Raw genomic sequence first — 22,986 nt, 5'->3', positions numbered from 1 at the left:
AGACACTCATTGACAGCCTTGTTCTTAGTTGTTCGTGCAGCATCATAGACAGTCTGTGTAGAAGGCTGTCCATTTTTGTCCACGTTCATTCCAAGGGCAATTCATGAATTGCCCCTACGTAAATTCAATGGTGACGGCGAGATGAGTGCGTAAGTCCTGAATTGGTATAAATTCAGCAACGCCAAGTGTTGTTACATCTTGCCGATATCTGCCTTACATGTGCATAACTTGATTTGGCTCACACCTAAAACAATATATAAGGCAAGCAATACTTGCTGAACGAAAGTTCAGTTAATAAGGTATAACTTACCGCTGCATATATTAAAACTTTTGTCAAGATTGCATGTATGGCAGAAATTAAACGAAGTCTAGCAGTAGTTATCGGCATCGATGAATACAGCAATGGCATCCCGGCACTGCAAACTGCTGTCAATGATGCTAAAGAAATCGCCGCTACTTTAAAGAGCAAATACGAATACCAAGTTCTGCTGCTGTTAGATGGCGATGCTAATAGCGATAAATTCAACAGTCTATTGACGGCTCTTGAACAACACAAACTATTTTTACCTGATGGCAGCCAAATTGAAATTCAAGAAACTGATAGACTATTTTTCTATTTTGCCGGACATGGTATCGCCTTAGATACCCTTGATAACGCCGATGGTCCTGCGGGTTTTCTTGTCCCCCAAGATGCAGGCTGGAATAACGACGGCACTTGGTTATCGATGACGCGACTGCACGATGCTTTGCAAAAACTGCCATGTCGTCATTTGTTGATTATCCTCGACTGCTGCTTTGCAGGGGCATTTCGTTGGGCAGGTGACAGAGAAGCGGTGCGGCAAAATATACATTATCGCGAACGCTACGATCGCTTTATCTCTAGTTGTGCCCAGCAAGTTATCACCTCTGCAAGCGATGATGAAAAAGCTGTTGATTGCTTATATCCTTTTGGACAACGCTGCGAACATGATGGACATTCTCCCTTTGCGCTCGTTCTCCTCAAAGCACTTAGAGGAGAAGTTGACTTGAGTCAAGACGGTCTACTTACAGCAACAGAACTTTTTGTCTATTTACAGAGCGAGTTCTATAAGATAAACGCAAAACAAACCCCTAACTTGCGTCACCTTAAACACCATGATGATGGTGATTACATCTTTCCCATTCCTAGTTTTGACCGCAATCATTTAGCCCCAGCACCTGCAATTTCCAAAAATACTAATCCTTATCGGGGTTTAAAATCTTTTGAAGAAGAACACAGTCAGCTATTTTTCGGCAGAAATAAATTAATTTCCAAACTGGCAGAATTCATGATCGATCGCCCCTTGACGGTAGTGCTGGGTGCTTCTGGTTCGGGAAAATCTAGTTTGGTAAAAGCCGGATTAATTCCATATTTGAAGCTGGGGACTAGCCACCAAGAATGGCGCATTTTGGCTCCAGTGCGTCCGGGAGAATCGCCTTTTGTGGCTTTAAACAAAACGCTGATCAAGGAAAATTTGCCAATTTTTGCGGAACCAAACAAAGCTTTTGAGCAAGAATTACAGAATTTGTATCAGAGTGTAGGTGAATGGTATCGTTTGAATCCTCAGGCAAAATTCCTATTGGTAATTGACGAGTTTGAAGAATTAGTTACCGTTTGCCAAGATGAAACTGAAAGTCAAAAATTCTTTGAAGGATTGGCAAGAGCAATAAAAGCTTTTCCCGAGCAGTTAAGAATTGTGGTGACACTCAGAAATGACTTTGAACCACAATTTCGCAATACACCTTTAGAACCTTACTGGGAATCGGGACGATTTGTGATGCCAAAGATATCGCGTCAAGAATTGCGATCGTGCATTGTCGAACCAGCCGCTGCCAAGGTAATGTATTTTGATCCGCCAAGTTTAGTAGACGAAGTAATTGATGAAGTGGTACAGATGCCGGGAGCTTTACCGCTACTTTCTTTTACTTTGAGTGAACTGTATCTGAAATATATTCAGAGTGTCAAAGAAGGTAAAAGAAATAATCGGGCAATTACTCAATCTGATTATGCAGAATTAGGGGGAGTGACGCGCAGTCTTACTAAAAGAGCAGACTTTGAATATGACGAGTTAGTTAAACTTGACCCCGCTTACTCCCAAACTATCAAGCACGTAATGCTGCGGATGGTAGCGGTGGGTAGCAGCGATTTGACACGCAGACGTGTGCTATGCAAGGAACTGGAATATCCACAAGCCGAAAATACACGGGTAAAGTTGGTGATTTCGCGCTTTGTGGCGGCGCGGTTGTTGGTGAAAGGACGCGATATAGAGAATAATGAATATGTAGAGCCGGCTCATGATGCTTTAATCCGGGAATGGCAAAAGCTGCTGAACTGGAAAAAACAAGAGTTAGCTTCTTTAGTATTGCAAACAGAGTTAAGACCGACTGCAAATAAATGGGCAACTCAAAAACACGATAAAAAGGCTGTTGGTCTTCTATGGTATAACGATCCTCGCTTGCCGTTAGTACAGCAATTACTTAAGTCTGATATTGGCTGGTTGAATTTAACAGAGTTGGAGTTTGTCAAGCGTAGCATCCAAAAAAGACGCAACAAGCACTTAAAGGCGATCGCTATACTTAGTGCAGTGATGATATTGCTGTCGCAACTTACCGCTTTTGGGTTTATTCAACTTCGTTTTTCGATTGTCAATAACAGTGTAGAGGAAATTAGGCAATCTTCTTTGCAGTCTACATGTTTCCAATTACACAATTTTAGTAAGAAAATACCGCAAACAACAGAGGCAGATATAGCTGAAGATAAATGATTTACACTCCTCAGCGATGCTGCCAATAAAGAGCCGTTTAGACAAAAAACTTGAGAAAATATTTTTTAATCACTTTAATTTATAAATCTGAATAAAAATAATGTTTGATTTAATCTATGAGCTTACTTTAAAGTGAAAACTATGCACTTTACTGATGGCTTCTGTAAAAGCAAAGCCACAAATTTAAAATGATTAAATCAATTGCAAAAAAATTAACTTCCTGGGTCGTCTCGGCAGTATTTATTGTATTTGTAGCCGGATTTTCTTTGCTTGACCAGCCTAGCGCTTTAGCTCAATCAGAAACAACATCTACACCCGCTCCCATAATATCCCCGATTGCATCGCCAATACAGTCTGTAAGCGCAAATGTGAAACGTTTGTTACAAACCAAAGAATGTGTCGGGTGTAACCTGAATGGAGCAGACTTGAGTTCGGCTAACTTGCAAGCAGCAAACTTGCAAAATGCGAACTTGGCAAATGCAGATTTCGAGAAGGCAAATTTACAAGGAGCAAATTTGTTAGGAGCAAATTTACAGGGAGCAGATTTAGGTAAAGCAAACATAGCAGGAGCAAACTTAGAGAATGCAAATTTGTTTGATGCAGACCTAGAGAAGGCAAACCTACAAGGAGCGAATCTGTTAGGAGCGAACTTACAAAAAGCAGACTTGGAGAAAACAAATCTAATAGATGCGAAAATAGAAGGGGCAAACCTGCTAGGGGCTGATTTGGAAGATGCGATCGCACCTCCAGGATTCACAGTTCAATGATAACAAGTGCCTAATAGCGCTAATTCTTAATCTTCTAAGAAACACATTCCCTGGCTGTGATACCAATTCTGTGTAAGGCTGCGCTTAATAAATATATTCGGTAACGATTATAAACCTTGTAGAGACGTTCCGGACCGAACGTCTCTACGTCGATTCGCGCAAGAAATGGTATGAGCTGAGGAATGTGTTTCTTATATAGTGAGCAAATTATCGCCGATCGCTACATCACCATTACTAATAACTTTGGCTAAAACTCCTGTTTGGGTGTGGTGAAATTGCTTTTGTAGTAAAGTCAGCAATCCAATATCTCGTTCTCCGGTTTCTGGATGCACGTCTATATTTAAACAGCGATTAATTCTGGCACTTATCTCAATTCTCGCACTACCAAGTTGCATTTCTTGCCCTACCCAATCAAATTCTTTCCATGCGGGTACACCTTCTACAACTATATTCGGACGAAAACGCCGGACATCGATTTCTTGTTTGGCTAATTGACTTAAATTATCTATAGTTGCTTGACTAACTAAAGAAATATGCACTGCTTCTCTGTCAGGATAGCGAGTTTCTTTGAACATCCCCACAAATTGTAAGGGTGCGCGTTTGCCGTTTCTAGCAGCAAGACTGGGATAAATTCCTGCTAGATAGCCGGTGAAAAATGTGGAAATGCGATCGCGTCCGATTTCTGTATTCGTATCGCCAATCAATAATTCTACACCTTTACGCTTGACTCTGAGAATACCGCTAGTTTCTTCATACTCGCAATCTAAAGCTGCAAGTCCGTGCCAATCGTTTTGCATGATGAAGTTGTGCTTCTTCATCCACGGCACAATAGTAGAGTCTACGTCTATTTCATCTTGCTTGTACATTAACGCAAAAGAGCGATCGCCTGGTATCCCATATCCAACTTTTAAGGTTACACATTCCTGTGCTAATGGTGTTAAACCCTTCACTGGATGGATAAATAACTGTTTAACCTCTGCTTGTTTCATTAGTCAAAGAACTTTAAACAAAAACCCAAATTCTGATTTTATATTGAAAGCTTCAGAAGTCGGCTTTCTTTAAGAAACCCGACTTCTCGTTTGCAGACTTTTTTAATCAGAACTGGAACTCATAGATTTTTGTTTACCTGGCTGATTTTTCCCGCTCTTGCCACCTGTAATACTACGCAAATATGTCCCGCCAATAGTCACTAAAAATACTACATAACCTACTGCTTGCACGAGATAAAGACGATCTCTGTAGCCAAATAATGATTTGAGAATAATGCCTGGGAATTGTTCATCAGGTAAGATTTTCGAGGTATTTGAAACCATCGGACCCAAAATGCAAGAATGGACTTTGGTAAACCTTTCGTAATAAAAACAAAGGCTTTGGGAAGCGCGATCGCTTAATGCCAAAGCAGCGGCAGCTTCATCAAAGCGTTGCAGTGCCGTCACTACCAACCCGGCAACAATCAATACCAAAAAAATGCCCATCACCTGGAAAAATTGCCGAATGTTAATTTTGACACCCCATTTAAACATCAGCACACCAATACCAATTGCCGTTAGTAAACCGCTAATAGCACCGAAAGCTGGCATGAATCCTTGTTGAAAATTGGCAGCGAGAAAGAAAACTGTTTCAAAACCTTCGCGAAGAACGGCAATTAAAATTAACCAAAAAACGCCCCACCCGGCATTCTTATCTGCTTTGAGAGCGCTTGTGACAGCTCCCTCAACTTGAGCTTTCATAAATCTGGCTTGTTTGGTCATCCAGATGAGCATCCAACTGAGCATAGCGATCGCTAATACGCAGAAAAATCCCTCTAGCAAAACCTCTGTCACAGATGCGTATTGCGGATTTGCCGCACTTAGCGCGATCGTTACCCAACTCAACAACACACCTACCAGCGCACTCAGGGCAATACCAACACCCACACCAGCATACACCCAAGAGTTGAGTTGAGATTGCTTGGCTTTTTTTAGCAAAGCTAGCACAATCCCGACAACAAGGGCAGCTTCTACTCCTTCTCGGAGTGTAATTACAAAAGTCGGTAAGGCAGTACTAAAATTCATTATCAATAGTCCAAAGTCAATAGTCTAGAGTCAATAGTCTAGAGTCAATAGTCTAGAGTCAATAGTTCAGAGTTAATAGTCTAAAGTCACTCATATTGACCGTTGACCGTTGACTCTTGACTCTTGACTCTTGACCATTGACTCTTAACTCTTAGCTAAAATCGCGTAACATTTTTTTCAGTTCGAGATTATGCATCTCTTCCTGTCCTATCATATTACGGGCGAATTCTTCTAAGTAAATGCTGGCATTAGTGACGGTTTCCAGCAGACTTTTATACAAATCCAGAGCCTTTTTTTCGTGGGATAAGCTTTCTGTCAAAATATCCTTAACTGAATGCTTGTAAGTTTCTTCCATCGGCGCAATTTTTAGGCTGGGGTGTCCATCTAAACCTGTGAGTATTTCTCCGACTTGTTCAGCATGAAGTAGAGACTCGCTAGCCTGCGCTTTGAAAAAACCCACAATCGGAATGCGGTTGGGACCTGTTACCATCAGAGAATAATGAGTGTAGCGGACTACTCCGGCTAGTTCAAATTCCATGATGGCGTTGAGTAAGTCGATGGTCTTTTTCTGGTCAAGCTCTTGCATTTTGCGTTAATTGAAGTTACGTGTGGAGAGTAATGAGAATTAGTTAGGAGTTAGAAATTAGGAGTTATGAGTATAATTCCTAACTTTTGTACAGACGTTCCACCGGAACGTCTCTACATAACTTCTAAGCTAATTTTAAACTCCTCAATTTTGCTATTAAGAATTAAGTAAAACTGCTATCGCTGCGCTTGGGTGCTTGATTTATCAATCACGGTTTGAGAGTTTTGCTCAATAGTTTTCACTAGCTTGGTAACATCATCGGGAGTTTTCACCGGTGCAGCTGGAGGAATAGCGGAGGGCCAAACTTTTACTAGTTCAGCCATACTTGTTTCAATGCCTTTATGTGCTTCGGGAAAGTCTTTCGCCATTTGGCTAGAAATACCTTTGTATAATTCGTTGGCGTAGATGACAAAACCACGAGAATCTTGATATTCTATTGCCGCAGATATTTTGTTATTAGCGATCGCTGCACCATATTCTGAGTTTGCCGCATCTAATAGCTCATTAATGCTTTGTAGTACAAATCCGGTTTTTGAGCGTTGCGCTTCTGGTAAAGCGGCGATCGCACCATCTACTGCTTGCATTGATGAGGCAAAATCAGTTTTTAGTTTAGCTGCTTTCGGATTCGATTTTACTAAATCTTGCAAACTTACTAAAGTTGTTTTAAATTCTTTGACTTTACGTTCGTTTAGTTGGTCTTCAACATCAACATAAATCTCTTCAACTGGATGTCCTATATGAGGTTCTGCTTGTTTGGGCTGATTTTGATCTAGCAATTCTTTTGCTACTATAAGATGCCCTTTCATCAATCCCAATTTACTCATATAGTCAACATCTTTTGCCTCACCCGTGAGTACTACCTCTTGAACAGTCACCAAATCTTTAATTTGATTAAACTGCTCTTGATTAATCACCTTTTTGGATACTAATTCCTCAGGTGAAGCATAAGGACGATTTGCTTGAATTTTGTTTGATAATGCTGGTATTGCTAGCTTGGCTTCAAACTTATCCAATTCGGACAATATCGCAGTGTTGATATTTATTTGATTTTTGCTGCCGTGACCGCTGTGATTATTATTACTTACTGCCTCGCTTGCCTGGGGGCTATTGGCAACAGGGGCTCCTGTATTCTCTGCGGTTGGTGTGCCTGCATTACACGAACTCAGGGAAACTATGGCACAAGCAGCAACAGCCAAAAAAATGTAACGAACTTTGATCATTTTTGCTCCAAAACACGTTTGCTCATGTATTAATTAAAACTTTGTCAGCTAGCAACAGCATGTTAGTTTGACATTTAGTCGTAGAATTTACTTTTGCATATAATGATATTTTTTATCAACTAATTCAAAAAAATTAACTGTAACTTCAATAATTTTTTTCAAATAATTTCGGCTCTGCCCTAATTTGATGCAGAGTATAATGCAACACATTTAATTTGATAAATTGGGAATTGGGAATTGGGAATTGGGCATAGGTAATTGGGAACGTGGTCATTACCCATTACCCATTACCCATTACCCATTACCCATTCCCCTTAAGAATTTTTCTGAGTTGAAAGTGGCTTTTTACTGTCCGCGACTACTTCAAAATTACCCATGCAACCGTTTTCGGCGATCGCATCTTGATGCGGATGAAACATATACTTACCCGGATAGCGAAAGCTGAATTCTAAAATGTGTCGTTCCGCTATACCCATCGTAATTACATCTGCTTTGTGGGTGGGAGTAAGAGTCATTCCCGTGGGATAAACATCAAAAAAGTTGGCGTGGAGGTGAAACGTAACCGCTGGATCGAATTCAATAATGTTGAGGACGTACAGCCGAATCAACTGATTTTGATAAATCCTAATCGGATTATCCATGTAATAATGCGGCTGACCGTTGAAGGCGTAAAACTCATTGCGGTTATCATCATTAACATCATACCCAGCCATAATTAAGGCTATTTCATCCGCCGGCGGACGTGGTTTGGGTGGGTCAATGATAAACATTCCGTATAACCCTTTGGCAATGTGACGGGTTACTGGTTCAATATGGCAGTGGTACAAATGAACGCCATAAGGTTCCGCGTCAAATTCATAAATTGTGGCGCTACCGTTGCTAACTGGACGAATACCATCCATTTCTGCTGGGTGGACACCATGAAAATGTAAAGAGTGCGAATGTCCGGCTTGATTGTGGAACAATACGCGCACGCGATCGCCTTGTTTTGCCCTCAGTGTTGGTCCTGGAATCCGACCATTTAAATCCCAGATGTTGTAAGACACAACACTATTTAGCTGGATGATGGAAGTCCCGGCAGTTAAGCGAAATTCGCGGATAGTGCGTCCATTTTCTTGCTTTACCGTGCCATAATCAAAATTCCGGAGTACCTGCATCGGGTTAGCTGCGTTTTTTAGTGCAGTAGTTTGGGCGATCGCCTCCATCGGCGGTATTTTGACAATTGACTTACTTTGTGCATTCAACATATGCCAAAGCGCCGTCGCCCCAGTCACACCCGCACCAGCTAATCCCAGCTTCAACAGTTGACGACGGCTCCAAAGGTTTTCTTGCCCCAAAGCAAAATTGTTAGGCATGGAATTTCCAATTAGCGCCCAAATAAATAAGTTTGCAAATTTTTTGCAATTGACCTATGTATATTATCGAAATCAATAATTTTTGTCAATAATTTTCTCAGGTTGCTATTTCAGGCAATAAGTCTAGCCTATCAAAGAATGCAATCTGAAAAAGTCATAATTAATTTAGTTTTGGCTGAATTAATTTACGTATATTTTGGAACTAAAAAGCAACATAAATTACTATAGCTTTGCATATGTTGATAGTTTTGTTGCCACAAGCGAATGATAAACTGTTATGAATTTAACAAAGGAACTTAAATATGTGAAGATGCGTCCTTCTCACCTTGATAAAAAATTGCCACGGATTGTTGATTTTTAATTTAGAAGAGTGCGATCGCGGCATTAGTTGATTTAAACTGACTGATTGACATACATCTGCGGGTAAAAATGTCGAGAATTATTCTCAAGTCAAAACGCACAACACTAGTTATCATCGGAGTTCTCAGCTTCTACCTGATCGTCAGCGCATCCGCACCAGCTTACGCGATGCACATTATGGAAGGCTTTTTACCACCGAAGTGGGCGATTTTTTGGTGGGTAGTAGCGTTACCATTTTTTGTATTGGGATTGCGATCGCTGACTCGCATCACCCAAACCAACCCAGAACTAAAATTACTTTTAGCGCTGTCAGGTGCTTTTACCTTTGTGCTATCAGCGTTGAAAATGCCTTCAGTCACGGGTAGTTGCGCTCATCCTACAGGAACAGGATTAGGTGCAGTGCTGTTTGGACCTTTAGCAATGTCGGTGCTGGGTAGTTTAGTATTGTTATTTCAAGCCTTACTGTTAGCGCACGGTGGTTTGACAACATTGGGAGCAAATGCTTTTTCGATGGCGATCGCCGGACCATTTGCCGCTTACTGGATATATAATCTCACCATGCGGTTAAGTGGTAAGCAAAGAATCGCCATCTTTTTAGCCGCAGCTTTAGCAGATTTACTCACATACATCATTACATCCATCCAACTCGCTTTAGCTTTTCCCGCACCGATTGGGGGATTTATCGCTTCATTTATCAAGTTTGCCGGAATTTTTGCGATAACTCAAATTCCTTTAGCAATTAGTGAAGGATTGCTAACTGTGCTGGTATGGAACTGGTTACAATCTTACACCCCGCAAGAATTGGAATTACTGAAATTAATCAAACAGGAACCTCAAAGCAATGAACCAATCTAAAAAAAAATTGAGTAATTGGTTGTTACTGGGCGGAGTAGTAATTTTAGCAGGCGCACCATTCATCTTTGCACGTAATGCAGAATTTGCCGGTGCAGATGACAGAGCTGCCAAAGCCGTTACTGAAGTGCAGCCTGGATATCAACCTTGGTTTAAACCACTAATGAATGTAGCCAGTTGCGAAGTGCAAACCTTTTTATTTGCAACTCAGGCTGCTATAGGTGCAGGGACACTGGGCTTTTTAATTGGTTTGTACAAAGGGCGCTCCGAACAGCAAAAGAGTAATAATGAACATTCAGATTGACACGCTTGCTTATACTAATAAGTTGCGGTGGTTAGCCCCAGAGCAGAAATTATTGTTAGCGATCGCGCTATTAATCATCATTGCCTTTGCTCATCCACAAATACAAATTTTAATTGCTATCTGGATGAGCATTTGGACAGTTGTTTATGCTGGGATTTCTGCCAAAATCTATCTGAAATTGATTTATGTTGCTACTTTATTCTGGTTAACCAGTTTACCAGCTTTAGCCATCAACGCCATAGATATTTCTCATCTAAATTTAGTGCAAAATGACTCAATAAAAGGGTTGACAATTAGCGGGTATTATGTATATCTAAGCAGTCATGGTATAGAGCAGGGATTGACAATTTTAACGAGAGCGATCGCTTCACTTTCCTGCTTATATTTTGTCATGCTAACTATCCCTTTTACTGAACTTTTGCAAACTTTGCGGCGTGTTGGTTTTCCCGTGCTTTTAACAGACCTTTTATTATTAATGTATCGCTTTATTTTCGTTCTGTTAAATGCCGCCGCCGAGTTATGGACTGCTCAACAATCTCGTGGTGGTTATCGCACTTTTTCTACAAGTATGAAAAGTTTAGCTTTATTAATTGGACAATTACTCAAGCGTACCATAGAAAACTATCGTCAAGTCTCCTTAAGTTTAGAATCACGCGGATTTAATGGAGAATTTCGAGTTTGGCATCCGCACCGATATCATCACTCACAACGGTATGCGATCGAAGCAATTTTTGGTTGTACGTTATTAATAATATTAGAATGCAGCATATCTGTTTTCTGACCAGAGTATCCCAATACGGTCATTTGCGGGCATCTGCGTGCCTTTATTTTAATATCATATTATGCAGCAATATTTACTTGAATTTGAACAAGTACATTACACATATCCGGGCGCACAACAATCTGCACTCAATAATTTAACACTACAAATACCCGCGAATAAAAGATGTGCTTTGATTGGTCAAAATGGATGCGGAAAAACTACATTATTCTTGTTAGCTAACGGTCTATACAAACCTCATAAAGGTAATGTTAAATGGCAAGGAGAGGCACTAAAGTATGACCGAAAATATTTACTACAATTACGCCAAAAAGTCGGACTTATATTTCAAGATCCAGAGCAACAACTTGTAGCCTCCACGGTTGAAGAAGATATATCTTACGGATTATGTAACTTAGGATTACCAGACACAGAAATTAAACAACGAGTAGAACAAGCATTAGAGGAATTTGGATTAACTACTTTAGCAGAAAGACCAGTACATCATCTGAGTTTAGGGCAAAAAAAGCGAGTTTCTATTGCAGATGTGATGGTGCTACGACCTCAACTGTTGTTATTAGATGAACCTACAGCATATTTGGATCGTTTGCATACTCGTAACCTGATGGCAACTCTAAAAAAGATTCATGCATCTGGGACAACAATACTCATGGCAACTCATGACCTAGATTTAGTTTATCGCTGGGCAGACTGGATTTTTGTCATGGATAAAGGGCAACTCGTGTTAGAAGGAGAGCCAGAATATGTGTTTAAACAACGTCAAATTCTGGAAGATTTACAGTTAGGAGTACCGCTAATATATGAGATGTTATTTTCTGAAGAATTGGCAGAAGAACCTGTTTTAGAACGGGTACGGCAAAAAATATTGAATTTATTTCGTTATTTTTAATGTTAGTCGTAGAGACGTTCCATTGGAACGTCTCTACAAATGGGTGCATGTTCAATTAAACAATAAGGACGACTGTAGCTGAGTGGAGGTTCTAAAGCGTGAGCTAGCAAAAATTCTGAATCGTTCATTACCTGCTCAGTCTGACCATCAAAAACAATTTGTCCTTGACTTAATACAATAGTGCGGGAACAAAGTTCCAAAGCTAAATCTAAATCGTGGGTAGCAATCAGTTGAGTAAAAGGCAAAGTTTGTAACAAATCAATTAACTGACGACGCGATCGCGGATCTAATTGAGCAGAAGGTTCATCCAATACCAAAACCTGCGGATTCATCGCTAAAACCCCTGCGATCGCAATCCGTTTTTTTTCCCCTCCAGACAAATTATCAGTATTGCGTTGCCCAAACCATTCTGGGTCGATATCAACCGCAGTCATAGCTTGAAGAACGCGATTTTTCAGTTCTTCGTCTCGCAAACCCAAATTCATCGGACCAAAAGCAACATCTTCCCATACTGTGGGCATAAATAGCTGATTATCTGGATTTTGAAAAACCAATCCCACAAAATTCCGAATTTCTCGCAAATTCTCCGGAACTACTAACCATTCACCAATAATTACTTCTCCTTCTTGAGGTAAAGTAATTCCATTTAAGTGAAACTGCAACGTAGATTTTCCTGAACCATTTGCCCCAATTAATGCTACCCGCTCCCCAGCTTCTATAGATAGATTAATTTTTTTTAAAGCCTGAGTTCCATCAGGGTAGGTATAGCTAAGATTTTTGATTCTTATCGGATTATGATGCATTAATATAATCTGATATTAGTTAGTGGATAATGGATAGTTGATAGTGGATAGTGGATAGTGGATGGTGGATGGTGGTTAGTCGATAGTGGTTAGTAGACAACCAACAACCAACAACTAACCACTAACCACCAACAACTAACAACTAACAAATTACAAATTACAAATTACAAAATCAAATAAACAGCTTGTCCAAGTAGTGCTAAAATGAGCGTCAAAGTTAAAGCGATCGCATCATTTCGTCCTGCTTGTGGTAATTTTTCTATCGGTAATACTCCTTGATAACCCCGCGACAGCATCGCTTGATGAACGCGGTTTCCTCGCTCGTAAGTGCGGATAAATAGCCCTCCGATCATATTGCCAACTACCAAACGAATACTACGATTGCTGTTCATCAAATTGCGCGATGCTGCTGCTCGTCGCATAATGTTAAACTCACCGATCAACACACCAATATAGCGATACATTGAAGCCAAAATTGCCACTAACAAAGGTGGGGTTCGCAGTTCGATTAAAGCATTAAGCAACGCCGATACCGAAGTTGTTAAAGTTAACAAATTCAACATCAGTAAAGATAGCAACGCCTTAGTAGTGACACTAGCTAAAACAGTTAGCCCAACTGTAGTAATTTGCAGCGGACCCCAAGCCCAAAGCACTGTACCACCACCTCGAAACAAAGTACCCAAAAGCACAACACCGACAAAACCCAACTCAACTGCTAAACGTTTTAGCAGCACGCTGAAGGTGACTTTACTGAGTAATAAAATGCTTGCCACAGCCAAGCCATAAATCGCCCAAGTCCACCAATGTCCATTTGGTGTCAGGGCAATAGCAAATACAAGCAGCAATGTACATAGTATCCGGGTGCGGGGAGCGAGTTTGTGCCAGGGAGTAATCTGTTTACTATTAACATCAAGAGCCAATGCCCCAATATGCAGCAGCATCTAATAATTTTGGATTTGAGATTTTGGATTGATAAAAAGAAGAGGTAAGGGTAAAAATTAAAAGTTAAAAGGGAATTTTCTTTTCTTCCCTTTCCCCCTCTTTTTTCATGTGGTTTATTCTGAATCATCCGTATACCGGGATTCATCATACTCAGGATTAGATGAAGTTGAACCACGTACAACTAATTTGCCAATTCCCCAAGCCAAGCCAAAAACGGCTAAAGTTCCGACTAAGCCAGCGATGGGAGTAGCTACAGCTTCGGGTACACCTCTGAGAGCATATTCATCAAAAACAGCGTAGAAAGGTAGCTTTTTAGCTGGTGCATCTTCATGTGCTTTATCCTCAAATTTGAGATCCTGGGAGACTCGATCCAAGCCATCAGGGTTTTTACTGGCAAAGGGAGAAAGAAAAATTGCAATTAGCAAAGCAATACCCAAACCAGCTATTACAAAAGCACGATTGCGCGATCGCGTATCATTACTCATAGTTGAATCCCTATTAATAACGCGACAGAGGACGAGAAACAACAGCCTTGCGTGGCGGATCGTAAAATAAATCCGGTCGAGTCCGCCAAATAAACGAAAGAGCTACTACGGTGATTGCAGCTTCACCAATAGCGATTATTACGTGCCATGATGCCATCGCAGCCAAAGCCACCGTTAACGGAACTGTTCCAGATATAGCTAGTTCTACAGCACATACAACAGAGGCAACCACTACACTTGTCCAAGCTGCAACAGCAGCGGCAATTACCATTCCTGACAATTTATTACCACCTATGGCAAAGCGAATTGCTTTGTATAAGTAATAACCACCAAACGTGCCAATCAACCCCATATTAAAAATGTTGGCGCCCAGCACAGTCAAGCCGCCATCTTGGAATATTACGCTTTGGACGATAAACACCGCCACCATGACCAAAGAGCCAGCCCAAGGACCCAACAAAGCACCTGCCAGCGTTCCACCTAAAAGGTGTCCGGAAGTGCCTCCAGGAATAGGGAAATTTATCATTTGAGCCGCAAAGATAAAAGCCCCACATACACCCATTAGAGGTACAGCTCGTTCTTGGTATTCTGCCTGCGCTCTGTTAAGTGCGAGTGCAATCAAAGCGATCGCAATTACCCATGTAATAGCGATAATAGGTAAGCTCAGAAAGCCATCGGGGATGTGCATAGCTAACTGCGGCTGAGTTATCCAGTGCAGCCAGCTTGAATATGTAATAAAAGCAAACACAATTATTTCCGTAATCTAAAGACTTTTTTAGTCAGGTTAAGCAATATACGCAACATTCGACATTAACTGAGAATTTCCCCATAATTCAATCCTATGGGGGGGCATTTTTACTTAAGTGAGGGATGGGGGGATGGGGAGATGGGGGGATGAGGAGACAAGGAGATGAGGAGACAAACTCCCCCTGCCCCCTGCCCCCTGCCCCCTGCCCCCTGCCCCCTGCCCCCCACTCCCCATGCCAGGGATTGACCGGAAAACTGATAAAAATTACAGAATCAATGGGTATTATTAGTTGGGTTTAAGTAAGTGGTGGGGTATTAATGTTGGTTTGGCGTAAACATATTGTTATTATTCCTGTTAGTCTGAGCATCGCTTTGTTGCTCAGTGGTTGCGATAACAGCAAAGTTGCTCAGTGCGATCGCCTGATATCCGCTGTTAGTGAAGGAAATGCTCTGATTGAAAAAAACAAAGGTCAGCAGGTGACAACCAGTTTGAAACTCGCGTCCGATCTCGAAGCTGTCACCAAATCGCTCAAGCAAATGAACCTACCAGACCCCTCCTTGAAAAAATATCAAGACAAATTTGTGAAAGTGTTTGACACTCTCGGCAAACAGATAACCAAAGCAGGTAAAGCTCTTGGTTCAGCTAAAACAGCACAAGCTTCAGAATCTGGTAGAGAAAAAATACAAAAAGCCAGAACAGATATCGATACCGCATTGACATCCGCCGCAACCACAGCTAAACAGTCTGATGCTTTAGAAGCTGAGGTGAAAAAGTACTGTAGCCAACCGGAGTAATTTATCTAGGTAATCGGTCATTGATGAAAAAGAGGGGGAAGGGGAAAGGGGAAAGGTTTTTTAAGAGGGGAAAAGGCTAATGGCTAATGGCAAGAAAGCAGTTACATGCTGAGATATTAGTAACTTATATTACTTTAATAACCGAAATATTCCTGAATAAGACAAATTTTTCTGTCAAGAGAAATATTGGTGTTAGTAAAGTGAAATACAATGAGCGATATCGGTCTGCTGATGGCGGGCATGTTAACTGCTGGGCAAGCATCTCCGCCCAAATTACCTGAACAGCCACCACTTCCGTCAGATAATGTGGTGCAGCAGTCAAAACAGAGTGAGGCAAAGAAAATTGTCCCACCGACCCAAATCACACCACCTGAATTGATACAAGCGGATGCAAATCTCCAACCCGTCCAGTCAGCGCTAAAACCAGAGCATCAAAATATACTTAATAAAATTAGAGAAAAAATTCCCTCTCAAGGCTCCTTTGCTCAAGTAGGGGATAAGGGGGATGAGGGAGACAAGGGAGACAAGGGGGACAAGGGAGACAAGGGGGACAAGGAAGACAAGGAAGAATTCGCTCCCCCTGCCTCCCCTGCCTCCCCTGCTCCCCCTGCCTCCCCTGCCTCCCCTGCCTCCCCTGCTCCAGAAATAGCTCCCCCTCCCCCCCTCTCCCCCTCCCCCCCTCCTCCACTCCCTCCATCCCCCGAAATGTCTCAAGTCACATCGGTGTCGCAACTGGACGATGTACAACCGCAAGACTGGGCAATTGGAGCTTTGCAATCTCTGGTAGAACGCTATGGCTGCATTGCTGGATATCCAAATAAAACTTATCTAGGCAACACCGCTATCAATCGTTATGAATTTGCAGCTGGTTTACAGCATTGTCTGGAGCAGATTAATAAATTAATAACTAACAATACAGCTAATACTGTTAAAGATGAGGATTTAATCGCGTTGCAACGCTTGCAAACTCAGTTTCAAGCAGAGTTAAAGCAAGTTGAGCAGCGGGTAGACAATTTAGAAAGCCACACAAGCGAAATACAAGCAAATCAGTTTTCCACCACGACGCGACTATTTGGGCAAGCTATTTTTAGCCTCCAGGGAACGAATAGCGCTGATGTCGATTTGTTTCCTAGAGATAAAGTACCAGAACGCAAGGCAGAAACGAATCTGACTTTTGCCAATAGCGTGCAACTAACCCTCGCTACTTCCTTTACAGGGCAAGATTTACTGTTAACTGGGCTGAGTTCGGGAAATTTAAATTCTTCTGCGTCTTCAGTATTTAACAATATGGGGCGGTTGGGTTTTGAGTCAAATACAAATAACGATTTATATATCAGTGATTTATCTTATCGATTTCCGGTTTCAGACAACTTAGGAATTATTGTTGGTACGGTGGGTGTTAATCCTACGAACACCTTTCGCGGTATTAACCCTCTAGAAGGGAATGGAGAGGGAGCAATTTCTTTATTAGGTCAGCGTAACCCGATTTTGGCAATTGGTAACGGTACTGGCGGTGTTGGCTTCGATTGGCAAATAAGCGATCGCCTGAGTTTACAAGGCGTTTACAGTGCCGAAATTCCCAGTTTTCCCGGTGATATCCAAGCTGGCGGACTTTTTGGCGGCAGATATACCGCCGGCGCTCAACTAACTGTAGCACCCACCAATAACATCGATGTCGGGCTGCATTATCTTTTCTCCCACTCTCCCGATGGCTTACTAGGAACCGGTATCGGCGATGCTCAGTTAATTTCCCCTTTTGCACCTGCGACAGCTTTTGATACCCATGCTGTCGGCGCTACCGTCACATGGCGCATTAATCCTAATTTTAACTTAGGCGGTTGGGGAGGTTGGACTCACTCAAATCCAGTCAATCTCTCTGGAAGCGTGGAAACTACAAACTGGATGGTATTCGCTGCTTTTCCCAATTTACTGCGTTCCGGCAATTTGGGCGGCATTCTCGTCGGACAACCCCCGAAAATTACTTCTAGTTCTTTACCTGAAGGATTCAATTTTCCCAACTTTTCTGAAGGAGGTACACCGGGTGGACGCGACGACACATCACTGCACGTAGAACTTTTTTATCGCGCCCAACTCAATGACAATATCTCTCTCACTCCGGGCATTTTTGTGATTTTCAATCCAGATCACAACGCTGCTAACGATCCCTTGGTAGTAGGGGCATTAAGAGCAACATTCCGGTTTTAAATCTGTACGGATGTAAATGTAAATAAATGCACTAATTGCATACGGGTGTAGTCAGTTTTTCATTTTCACGCGCGTAATTAAAGCAGAGATTCCCCTGCTGTAAAAACATGCGTGATTTTTTTTGCATATTAATCAAGGAAGTTTTCAATGCAATTAAAATCGTCAGCAATTAAAACCAAATCCAACTCCCAAGTTAAGAGTTTCGTAGTGAGCGCTTCAGCGCTCAAATCAAGGACTAAAGTCCTTACTACATTATTCACCCATCAAAATTCCTTTAGTGGACTACTAGTTATTACTAGCAGTCTAGCCGCAGCCATTATCGGTTTCGGGGCAGAATCTGCTTTTGCTCAAATTACAATTCAAAGCACTGGCACTTTATCAGGTACTATCCAACTTCCCAAATTTAATCCGAACTTCAACCGGGTAGTTACTCGTGTAGATACAAATTCCAAAGGTACTTATTACCGCCAAGGAGTACCCTTGTATACCTCTAACTATGTGAAGGTACAAACTCGCGCCGATGGCAGTCTGCATTACTTCGTTGACTTTAAAGGCATTCCGGTTGTCTCATTTGATGGCTTGCTGACTTCGCCAGCACTTTCAAGCGGTGACTTGACATCCTATAATTATCAAGGAAAATTGCCCGGAACCAAATTTGAAGCTGTAGTTCAAGATGAGTTTGGGTTAAAAAAAGCGCTTTACACCGGCATTGTCACCGATCCAAAAACGGGACAGCAGTATCAAGGTACTTTTAGAGTAACTGGACAAGGACCGCGATATAGCCAAAGCAATGGTAGTGCTACCCCTACAGTCTTTGATTTCAAGTCTGATATACCAGGTAAGCCAACCGTCACCTCCTTGAAAATGACTAATGCACCCCTGATAAAATTGTTCATCACTATTCCCGCAGGTGCAACTCCCATCACTCCCCGTAGTGATGCTGGTGGTGGTACACCGATTGCTGCTGGTGTTACACCGATTGATGCTGGTGCTACACCGATTGATGCTGGTGCTACACCGATTAATGGTGGTGCTACACCGATTGTCAGTGGTACGCCGATTGGTGCTGGTACACCGATTGGTGGTGGTAGTACACCAATTGATGCTGGTGGTGGTACACCAATTGATGCTGGTGGTGGTACACCAATTGATATTGGTGGTGGTACACCAATTGATATTGGTGGTGGTACACCGATCGCTGGTGAAATTATATCGCCGATACAAAGCGCGATCGCAACATCAAATTCTCCCTCACCCTCTGTTGAACCCAATGTAGAATTCAGTAACGGTAATTCTTTGGCACTCCATCCTTTAAGTCTTGCCTCAAGTATTTGTTCGCGCAAAGATGTAAATTGCCCCACAAAACCATCTGCACCCAAGCAAACTATTGGTCCGCGCAGTCGAGTGTTGCTGCGTTAGGAAAATTGGGAATTGGGAATTGGGAATTGGGAATTGGGAATTGGGAATTGGGAATTGGTAATTGGTAATTGGTAATGAGAAAAGTTATTACCCCATTCCCCATTACCCATTACCCATTCCCCACTCCCCATTACCCACTCCCCACTCGCTACTAGAACTCTGGAAATCCCGAATACGCACAGTTTGGCAAGAAAAACAACACACTAGCTAATTGCACCCCTTAAAATAGTGTCAATCACACCTTTTCTTCGGAAATGTATATGAAAGAACATCTTTTTGAGTTAATCGCCACAGTCATGCAAGTCTTGCAAAGAAATGTGGGTTGGATGACTTGGAACTTATTTCTGGCTTTTATACCCTTGGCTTTGAGTGTTTGGTTGTTTCGCACTCGTCGCGGACGTTCTTGGGTTTGGTGGTTCGGATTCCTGGTGTTCTTCGCTTTTTTACCGAATGCGCCTTATTTATTAACTGATGTCATTCACCTCATACATGATATCCGCTCAGTTCCATCGGTATGGATGATTACTCTAGTGATAATTCCGGTATATTTGCTGGTGATTTCGGCTGGATTTGGAGCTTATGTAATATCTTTAATTAATTGGGGTTACTACTTACACCGCATTGGCAAAAGCCAGTGGATTTTGGGGGTTGAGTTAATTACCCATGCTTTCAATGCCGTTGGTATTTATTGGGGACGGTTTTTGCGTTTCAACAGTTGGGATTTTATTACGCAACCAGATGCCATAATCACCAAAGGCATAGAGGAAATTCTTGGAAAACAGCCTTTGGTGATTATCACCATCACTTTTGTCATACTAACAGCCTTGCACTGGCTGATGAAAAAAGTGATTTTGAGTTTTCTTAGGCAACCGCACAATGGGGTAGATATTAAGTCACGATCATCCAATCCTAACACCCACAACGCTGGATAAGTTTGCTGATTTGAGATTTTTAGATTGGATGGAGACAAACAGGCAAATTTGCAATTGACAATTTTCGATTACTAATTACCCTTTGGGTTCGCAGTTCCTTCTTTTGTCACAGACCAAGGCGAACAAGTCGCTTACCCAATTATCATGAATATTATCTGATTAAAAAAATCAAATAAAACTGTTAGTAAATGAAAATGGTTTTATTTGAACCGCTGTTATTTGAGAAAAATCTGCGATGTCTTTTGACAAGAAGCAGAGCTTCTACGCACTTTTTCATATCGGTAGTAAGCAATAACAGAATATTAAATAAAAACTCATTCACCTCTGTACCCGTCATGTCCTCCATCTAAAGAAGGGGGATGCGACGGGTAATTTCTTATCAAAAGAAGGATGCAGCAAAGCACATCTAGATTTGAAATGAATCTAGATTGTTCAGATGAAGATTAACTATCATCGGAGTTTAATATGGCGCTATTGTCTATTGATGAACTAAAAAGTTTAGTAGAAAACCCCCAAATTCCATGTGTATCTCTATACATGCCTATGGTAAAAGCCGGACCAGAAGTTCGACAAAACCCAATTCGCTTCAAAAATTTAATCCGTGAAGCCGAAGCACGCTTAGATACAATGGAGTCTCGTCACACTGAGGCTGTAGATTTTCTCCAGCCAGCCAAGGAACTTGATACGGTTGAGTTTTGGGAAAATCAAGACCACGGATTGGTAATTTTTGTTTCTCCAAATGTATTTCGCTACTACCAACTGCCGATGGAGTTTCAAGAATTAGTGGTTGTTAGCGACCAATTCCACCTCAAGCCATTGCTACATCTGGTCAACAACGATGGACGCTTTTATGTCCTAGCTTTGAGCCAAAAGGATGTTAAGTTTTTTGAGGGAACACGCTACAGCATCAAAGAGGTAGAGGTAAAAAATATGCCTAAGAGCCTCGATGAAGCCCTTCAATATGACGAAACTGCTAAAGAAGGTCAATTTCGGATCGCTACATCAAAAGGGGGAACCTCAAATTCTTTTACCCAGCCTGGTTCGTTTCACGGGCAGGGAAGTCCCGACAGGGATGAGCATCAAAAAGACATCCTCCAATTCTTTCACGCTATTGATGCCCCGTTGCACGAGAAACTGCGAAATCAAAAAGCACCTTTAGTTTTGGCAGGAGTTGAGTATCTCCATCCGATTTACCGTGAGGCAAATACTTATCCGCATTTGGTAGAAGAAGGCATTACTCGCAGACCAGAAGTCTTCCAGGCAGAAGAATTGCACGAAGATGCTTGGCAAATCGTAGAACCTATGTTTTCTCAGGCAGAAAAGGATGCAATGGAGCTTTATCAGCAACTAGCAGGGGAGGGAACTGGTAAAGCTTCTAGTGATATCAAAGAAATCATTTCAGCTGCTTATTACCAAAGAGTTGATTCTTTGTTTGTACCTGTAGGGCAGCAAATATGGGGTAAGTTCGATCCAGAAAACATGAGTGTGGATTTACACCCAGAAGCAGAGCCAGACGACGAGGATATGTTAGATTTTGCCGCGATTCATACGCTTTTAAATAGTGGTACGGTTTACACCGTTGAGCCAGAAGAAGTGCCAAATGGCGCACACGCGGCGGCAATTTTCCGATATTGATTAATTGTGTTTATGGTGTTGTATAAAGATAAACAAGCTATATACAACACCATTTATGAATAATATTCGTTGCTTTATCAATCAATCTCTGATCGCTTTAACTCTTTTGAATGTGGCAATGTTTGCCAAAGGAGCGATCGCAGAAACTATCACAGGACTTTCAGGCAATGTGCGGGCAGAAATATCTTACGACAAACCCCAGGAATACCAGTATAAAAATGTTCGGTTGAAAATTATCCGGGCAGGTAAAACAATTTTGGATAAAAAATTGCCGCAAGAAAGTGAATCCGATCGCCCTTCAAGCAGTCTGGCTGAAAAACTAAAGTTGCCTGTGGTAGACTTAGACGGCAACAAAGAACCAGAAGTAATCGCCGATTTCTTTACAGGCGGAGCGCACTGTTGTGTTTATTCATTAATTTATCGTTACAACGGCACATCTAAGCAATACACTCAAATACGCCATGAATGGGGCAATGCTGGCTATCAACTCAAAGATTTAGACCAAGACGGACTATCAGAATTTGAAAGTCGAGACGATCGCTTTGCCTATGCTTTTACATCTTATGCCGCTTCGGGCTATCCACTGCAAATTTGGCAATATCGCCAAGGTAAAATGATTGATGTTACCAGACGCTTTCCAAAATCTATCGCCAAACATGCTTCTGAGAATTGGCAAACTTATCTGGAAGCCAAAAAAGAAGGTGATGACGGCAAGGGATTTTTAGCAGCATATTTGGCAGATAAATATATGTTGGGACAACAAAAGGAAGCTTGGCAGCAGGTAGAGCAAGTTTATCAAGGAAGCGATCGCTCTAAATACTTTGCCCAAGTGCGTCAGTTTTTGCGTGAAACTGGTTACAGCAATTGATGTATTAGCTGCTTTGCGGTTGAATCAATGTGTCGTTTCAGTAGCCTGACAGCAGCTTTTGTATCTCGCTCTCGACAAGCATTTAACAGTTGATAGTGTTCTTTTTGCGATCGCTCCCAATCATCCATCTCAGCTATTTGTAAATTAACATAACGTTCGAGATTCGAGATTAATGTGCGATTGTCCTGGCTGAAAAATTCCGCT

General features: G+C 41.7%; 24 protein-coding genes. 12 read left to right on the top strand and 12 right to left on the bottom strand.

All coding sequences use genetic code 11. The features are described 5' to 3' along the window. Positions 1 to 347 precede the first annotated feature (347 nt). Together PI95_RS14430 and PI95_RS14425 are read left to right on the top strand one after the other, a co-directional pair. Positions 348 to 2,783 carry an nSTAND1 domain-containing NTPase gene (locus PI95_RS14430; protein ID WP_052325272.1) on the top strand — a complete coding sequence of 812 codons (2,436 nt, stop codon included), beginning with the start codon at positions 348 to 350 and terminating at the stop codon, positions 2,781 to 2,783. Positions 2,784 to 2,971: 188 nt separating this feature from the next. Then, the gene (locus PI95_RS14425; protein WP_039748471.1) at positions 2,972 to 3,550 is read left to right on the top strand and encodes a pentapeptide repeat-containing protein; all 579 of its coding nucleotides are present in this window, start codon (positions 2,972 to 2,974) and stop codon (positions 3,548 to 3,550) included. A gap of 191 nt (positions 3,551 to 3,741) precedes the next feature. On the opposite strand, the gene PI95_RS14420 is transcribed toward PI95_RS14425, so the two are convergent. The 5 genes from PI95_RS14420 to PI95_RS14400 form a co-directional block, all read right to left on the bottom strand. After that, entirely contained in the window at positions 3,742 to 4,539 is a 798-nt protein-coding gene (locus tag PI95_RS14420) for an MOSC domain-containing protein (RefSeq protein ID WP_039748469.1), read from the bottom strand. 102 nt (positions 4,540 to 4,641) lie between these two features. Then, the gene (locus PI95_RS14415; RefSeq protein WP_039748468.1) at positions 4,642 to 5,604 is read right to left on the bottom strand and encodes an FTR1 family iron permease; all 963 of its coding nucleotides are present in this window, start codon (positions 5,602 to 5,604) and stop codon (positions 4,642 to 4,644) included. A gap of 151 nt (positions 5,605 to 5,755) precedes the next feature. Beyond that, positions 5,756 to 6,190, bottom strand: a complete 435-nt coding sequence (locus tag PI95_RS14410) for a ferritin-like domain-containing protein (RefSeq protein ID WP_039748466.1) — start codon at positions 6,188 to 6,190, stop codon at positions 5,756 to 5,758. A gap of 176 nt (positions 6,191 to 6,366) precedes the next feature. Beyond that, the gene (locus PI95_RS14405) at positions 6,367 to 7,410 is read right to left on the bottom strand and encodes a 4-helix bundle domain-containing protein (protein ID WP_039748465.1); all 1,044 of its coding nucleotides are present in this window, start codon (positions 7,408 to 7,410) and stop codon (positions 6,367 to 6,369) included. A gap of 314 nt (positions 7,411 to 7,724) precedes the next feature. Beyond that, a complete protein-coding gene (locus tag PI95_RS14400) occupies positions 7,725 to 8,765 on the bottom strand; it encodes a multicopper oxidase domain-containing protein (RefSeq protein ID WP_039748463.1) in 1,041 nt (346 codons plus the stop codon). 429 nt (positions 8,766 to 9,194) lie between these two features. Between PI95_RS14400 and PI95_RS14395 the strand changes: the two genes are divergently transcribed. From PI95_RS14395 to PI95_RS14380, 4 genes are all read left to right on the top strand, one after another. Continuing rightward, on the top strand, positions 9,195 to 9,980 hold the full coding sequence (locus tag PI95_RS14395; protein WP_039748462.1) for an energy-coupling factor ABC transporter permease: 786 nt from the start codon (positions 9,195 to 9,197) through the stop codon (positions 9,978 to 9,980). Beyond that, positions 9,967 to 10,281: an energy-coupling factor ABC transporter substrate-binding protein gene (locus tag PI95_RS14390; RefSeq protein ID WP_039748461.1), complete on the top strand. Its 315-nt coding sequence runs from the start codon at positions 9,967 to 9,969 to the stop codon at positions 10,279 to 10,281. The genes PI95_RS14395 and PI95_RS14390 overlap by 14 nt, the downstream gene beginning before the upstream one ends. Continuing rightward, positions 10,265 to 11,062, top strand: coding sequence for a cobalt ECF transporter T component CbiQ (gene cbiQ / locus PI95_RS14385; protein ID WP_039748460.1), 798 nt, complete (start codon positions 10,265 to 10,267; stop codon positions 11,060 to 11,062). The genes PI95_RS14390 and cbiQ (PI95_RS14385) overlap by 17 nt, the downstream gene beginning before the upstream one ends. Before the next feature lie 61 nt (positions 11,063 to 11,123). Next, positions 11,124 to 11,951, top strand: coding sequence for an energy-coupling factor ABC transporter ATP-binding protein (locus PI95_RS14380; RefSeq protein WP_039748459.1), 828 nt, complete (start codon positions 11,124 to 11,126; stop codon positions 11,949 to 11,951). A 2-nt stretch (positions 11,952 to 11,953) separates the two neighbouring features. Here the strand turns inward: PI95_RS14380 and PI95_RS14375 are convergent, their stop codons facing one another. From PI95_RS14375 to PI95_RS36820, 5 genes are all read right to left on the bottom strand, one after another. Then, positions 11,954 to 12,754: an energy-coupling factor ABC transporter ATP-binding protein gene (locus PI95_RS14375; protein ID WP_039748458.1), complete on the bottom strand. Its 801-nt coding sequence runs from the start codon at positions 12,752 to 12,754 to the stop codon at positions 11,954 to 11,956. A gap of 164 nt (positions 12,755 to 12,918) precedes the next feature. Continuing rightward, a complete protein-coding gene (gene cbiQ / locus PI95_RS14370; protein ID WP_039748457.1) occupies positions 12,919 to 13,695 on the bottom strand; it encodes a cobalt ECF transporter T component CbiQ in 777 nt (258 codons plus the stop codon). Between the two features lie 114 nt (positions 13,696 to 13,809). Next, complete coding sequence (locus tag PI95_RS14365; RefSeq protein WP_039748456.1) at positions 13,810 to 14,181, bottom strand: PDGLE domain-containing protein; 372 nt, start codon at positions 14,179 to 14,181, stop codon at positions 13,810 to 13,812. Positions 14,182 to 14,194: 13 nt separating this feature from the next. Next, a complete protein-coding gene (cbiM, locus tag PI95_RS14360; RefSeq protein ID WP_336507218.1) occupies positions 14,195 to 14,929 on the bottom strand; it encodes a cobalt transporter CbiM in 735 nt (244 codons plus the stop codon). Positions 14,930 to 15,040: 111 nt separating this feature from the next. Continuing rightward, positions 15,041 to 15,163 (bottom strand): hypothetical protein, encoded by a 123-nt coding sequence (locus PI95_RS36820; RefSeq protein ID WP_268896774.1) that lies wholly within the window; start codon positions 15,161 to 15,163, stop codon positions 15,041 to 15,043. 83 nt (positions 15,164 to 15,246) lie between these two features. On the opposite strand from PI95_RS36820, the gene PI95_RS14355 reads away from it, so the two are divergent. From PI95_RS14355 to PI95_RS14345, 3 genes are all read left to right on the top strand, one after another. Next, the gene (locus PI95_RS14355) at positions 15,247 to 15,723 is read left to right on the top strand and encodes a hypothetical protein (RefSeq protein WP_039748455.1); all 477 of its coding nucleotides are present in this window, start codon (positions 15,247 to 15,249) and stop codon (positions 15,721 to 15,723) included. A 210-nt stretch (positions 15,724 to 15,933) separates the two neighbouring features. After that, positions 15,934 to 17,928 carry an iron uptake porin gene (locus tag PI95_RS14350; RefSeq protein ID WP_163518893.1) on the top strand — a complete coding sequence of 665 codons (1,995 nt, stop codon included), beginning with the start codon at positions 15,934 to 15,936 and terminating at the stop codon, positions 17,926 to 17,928. 147 nt (positions 17,929 to 18,075) lie between these two features. Next, positions 18,076 to 19,347: a hypothetical protein gene (locus PI95_RS14345; RefSeq protein ID WP_236117066.1), complete on the top strand. Its 1,272-nt coding sequence runs from the start codon at positions 18,076 to 18,078 to the stop codon at positions 19,345 to 19,347. Here PI95_RS14345 and PI95_RS36815 read toward each other — a convergent pair. After that, positions 19,344 to 19,478 (bottom strand): hypothetical protein, encoded by a 135-nt coding sequence (locus PI95_RS36815; RefSeq protein WP_268896773.1) that lies wholly within the window; start codon positions 19,476 to 19,478, stop codon positions 19,344 to 19,346. The genes PI95_RS14345 and PI95_RS36815 overlap by 4 nt on opposite strands. Positions 19,479 to 19,607: 129 nt before the next feature. On the opposite strand from PI95_RS36815, the gene PI95_RS14335 reads away from it, so the two are divergent. The 3 genes from PI95_RS14335 (at position 19,608) to PI95_RS14325 (ending at position 22,782) form a co-directional block, all read left to right on the top strand. After that, complete coding sequence (locus PI95_RS14335) at positions 19,608 to 20,279, top strand: DUF1361 domain-containing protein (protein WP_039748453.1); 672 nt, start codon at positions 19,608 to 19,610, stop codon at positions 20,277 to 20,279. Between the two features lie 465 nt (positions 20,280 to 20,744). Next, complete coding sequence (locus PI95_RS14330) at positions 20,745 to 21,914, top strand: baeRF7 domain-containing protein (RefSeq protein ID WP_039748452.1); 1,170 nt, start codon at positions 20,745 to 20,747, stop codon at positions 21,912 to 21,914. Between the two features lie 55 nt (positions 21,915 to 21,969). Continuing rightward, positions 21,970 to 22,782 carry a hypothetical protein gene (locus PI95_RS14325; protein ID WP_039748451.1) on the top strand — a complete coding sequence of 271 codons (813 nt, stop codon included), beginning with the start codon at positions 21,970 to 21,972 and terminating at the stop codon, positions 22,780 to 22,782. Here the strand turns inward: PI95_RS14325 and PI95_RS14320 are convergent. Further along, on the bottom strand, positions 22,770 to 22,952 hold the full coding sequence (locus tag PI95_RS14320) for an FCD domain-containing protein (RefSeq protein WP_336507219.1): 183 nt from the start codon (positions 22,950 to 22,952) through the stop codon (positions 22,770 to 22,772). The two genes, PI95_RS14325 and PI95_RS14320, sit on opposite strands and share 13 nt — an antisense overlap. Between the last annotated feature and the right edge of the window lie 34 nt (positions 22,953 to 22,986).

The sequence above is a fragment of the Hassallia byssoidea VB512170 genome, from assembly GCF_000817785.2.
Taxonomy (GTDB): Bacteria; Cyanobacteriota; Cyanobacteriia; order Cyanobacteriales; family Nostocaceae; genus Hassallia; species Hassallia carrinoi.
The sequence above is the reverse complement of the archived record's forward strand: the minus strand, read 5'-3'. Positions and strand labels throughout refer to the sequence as shown.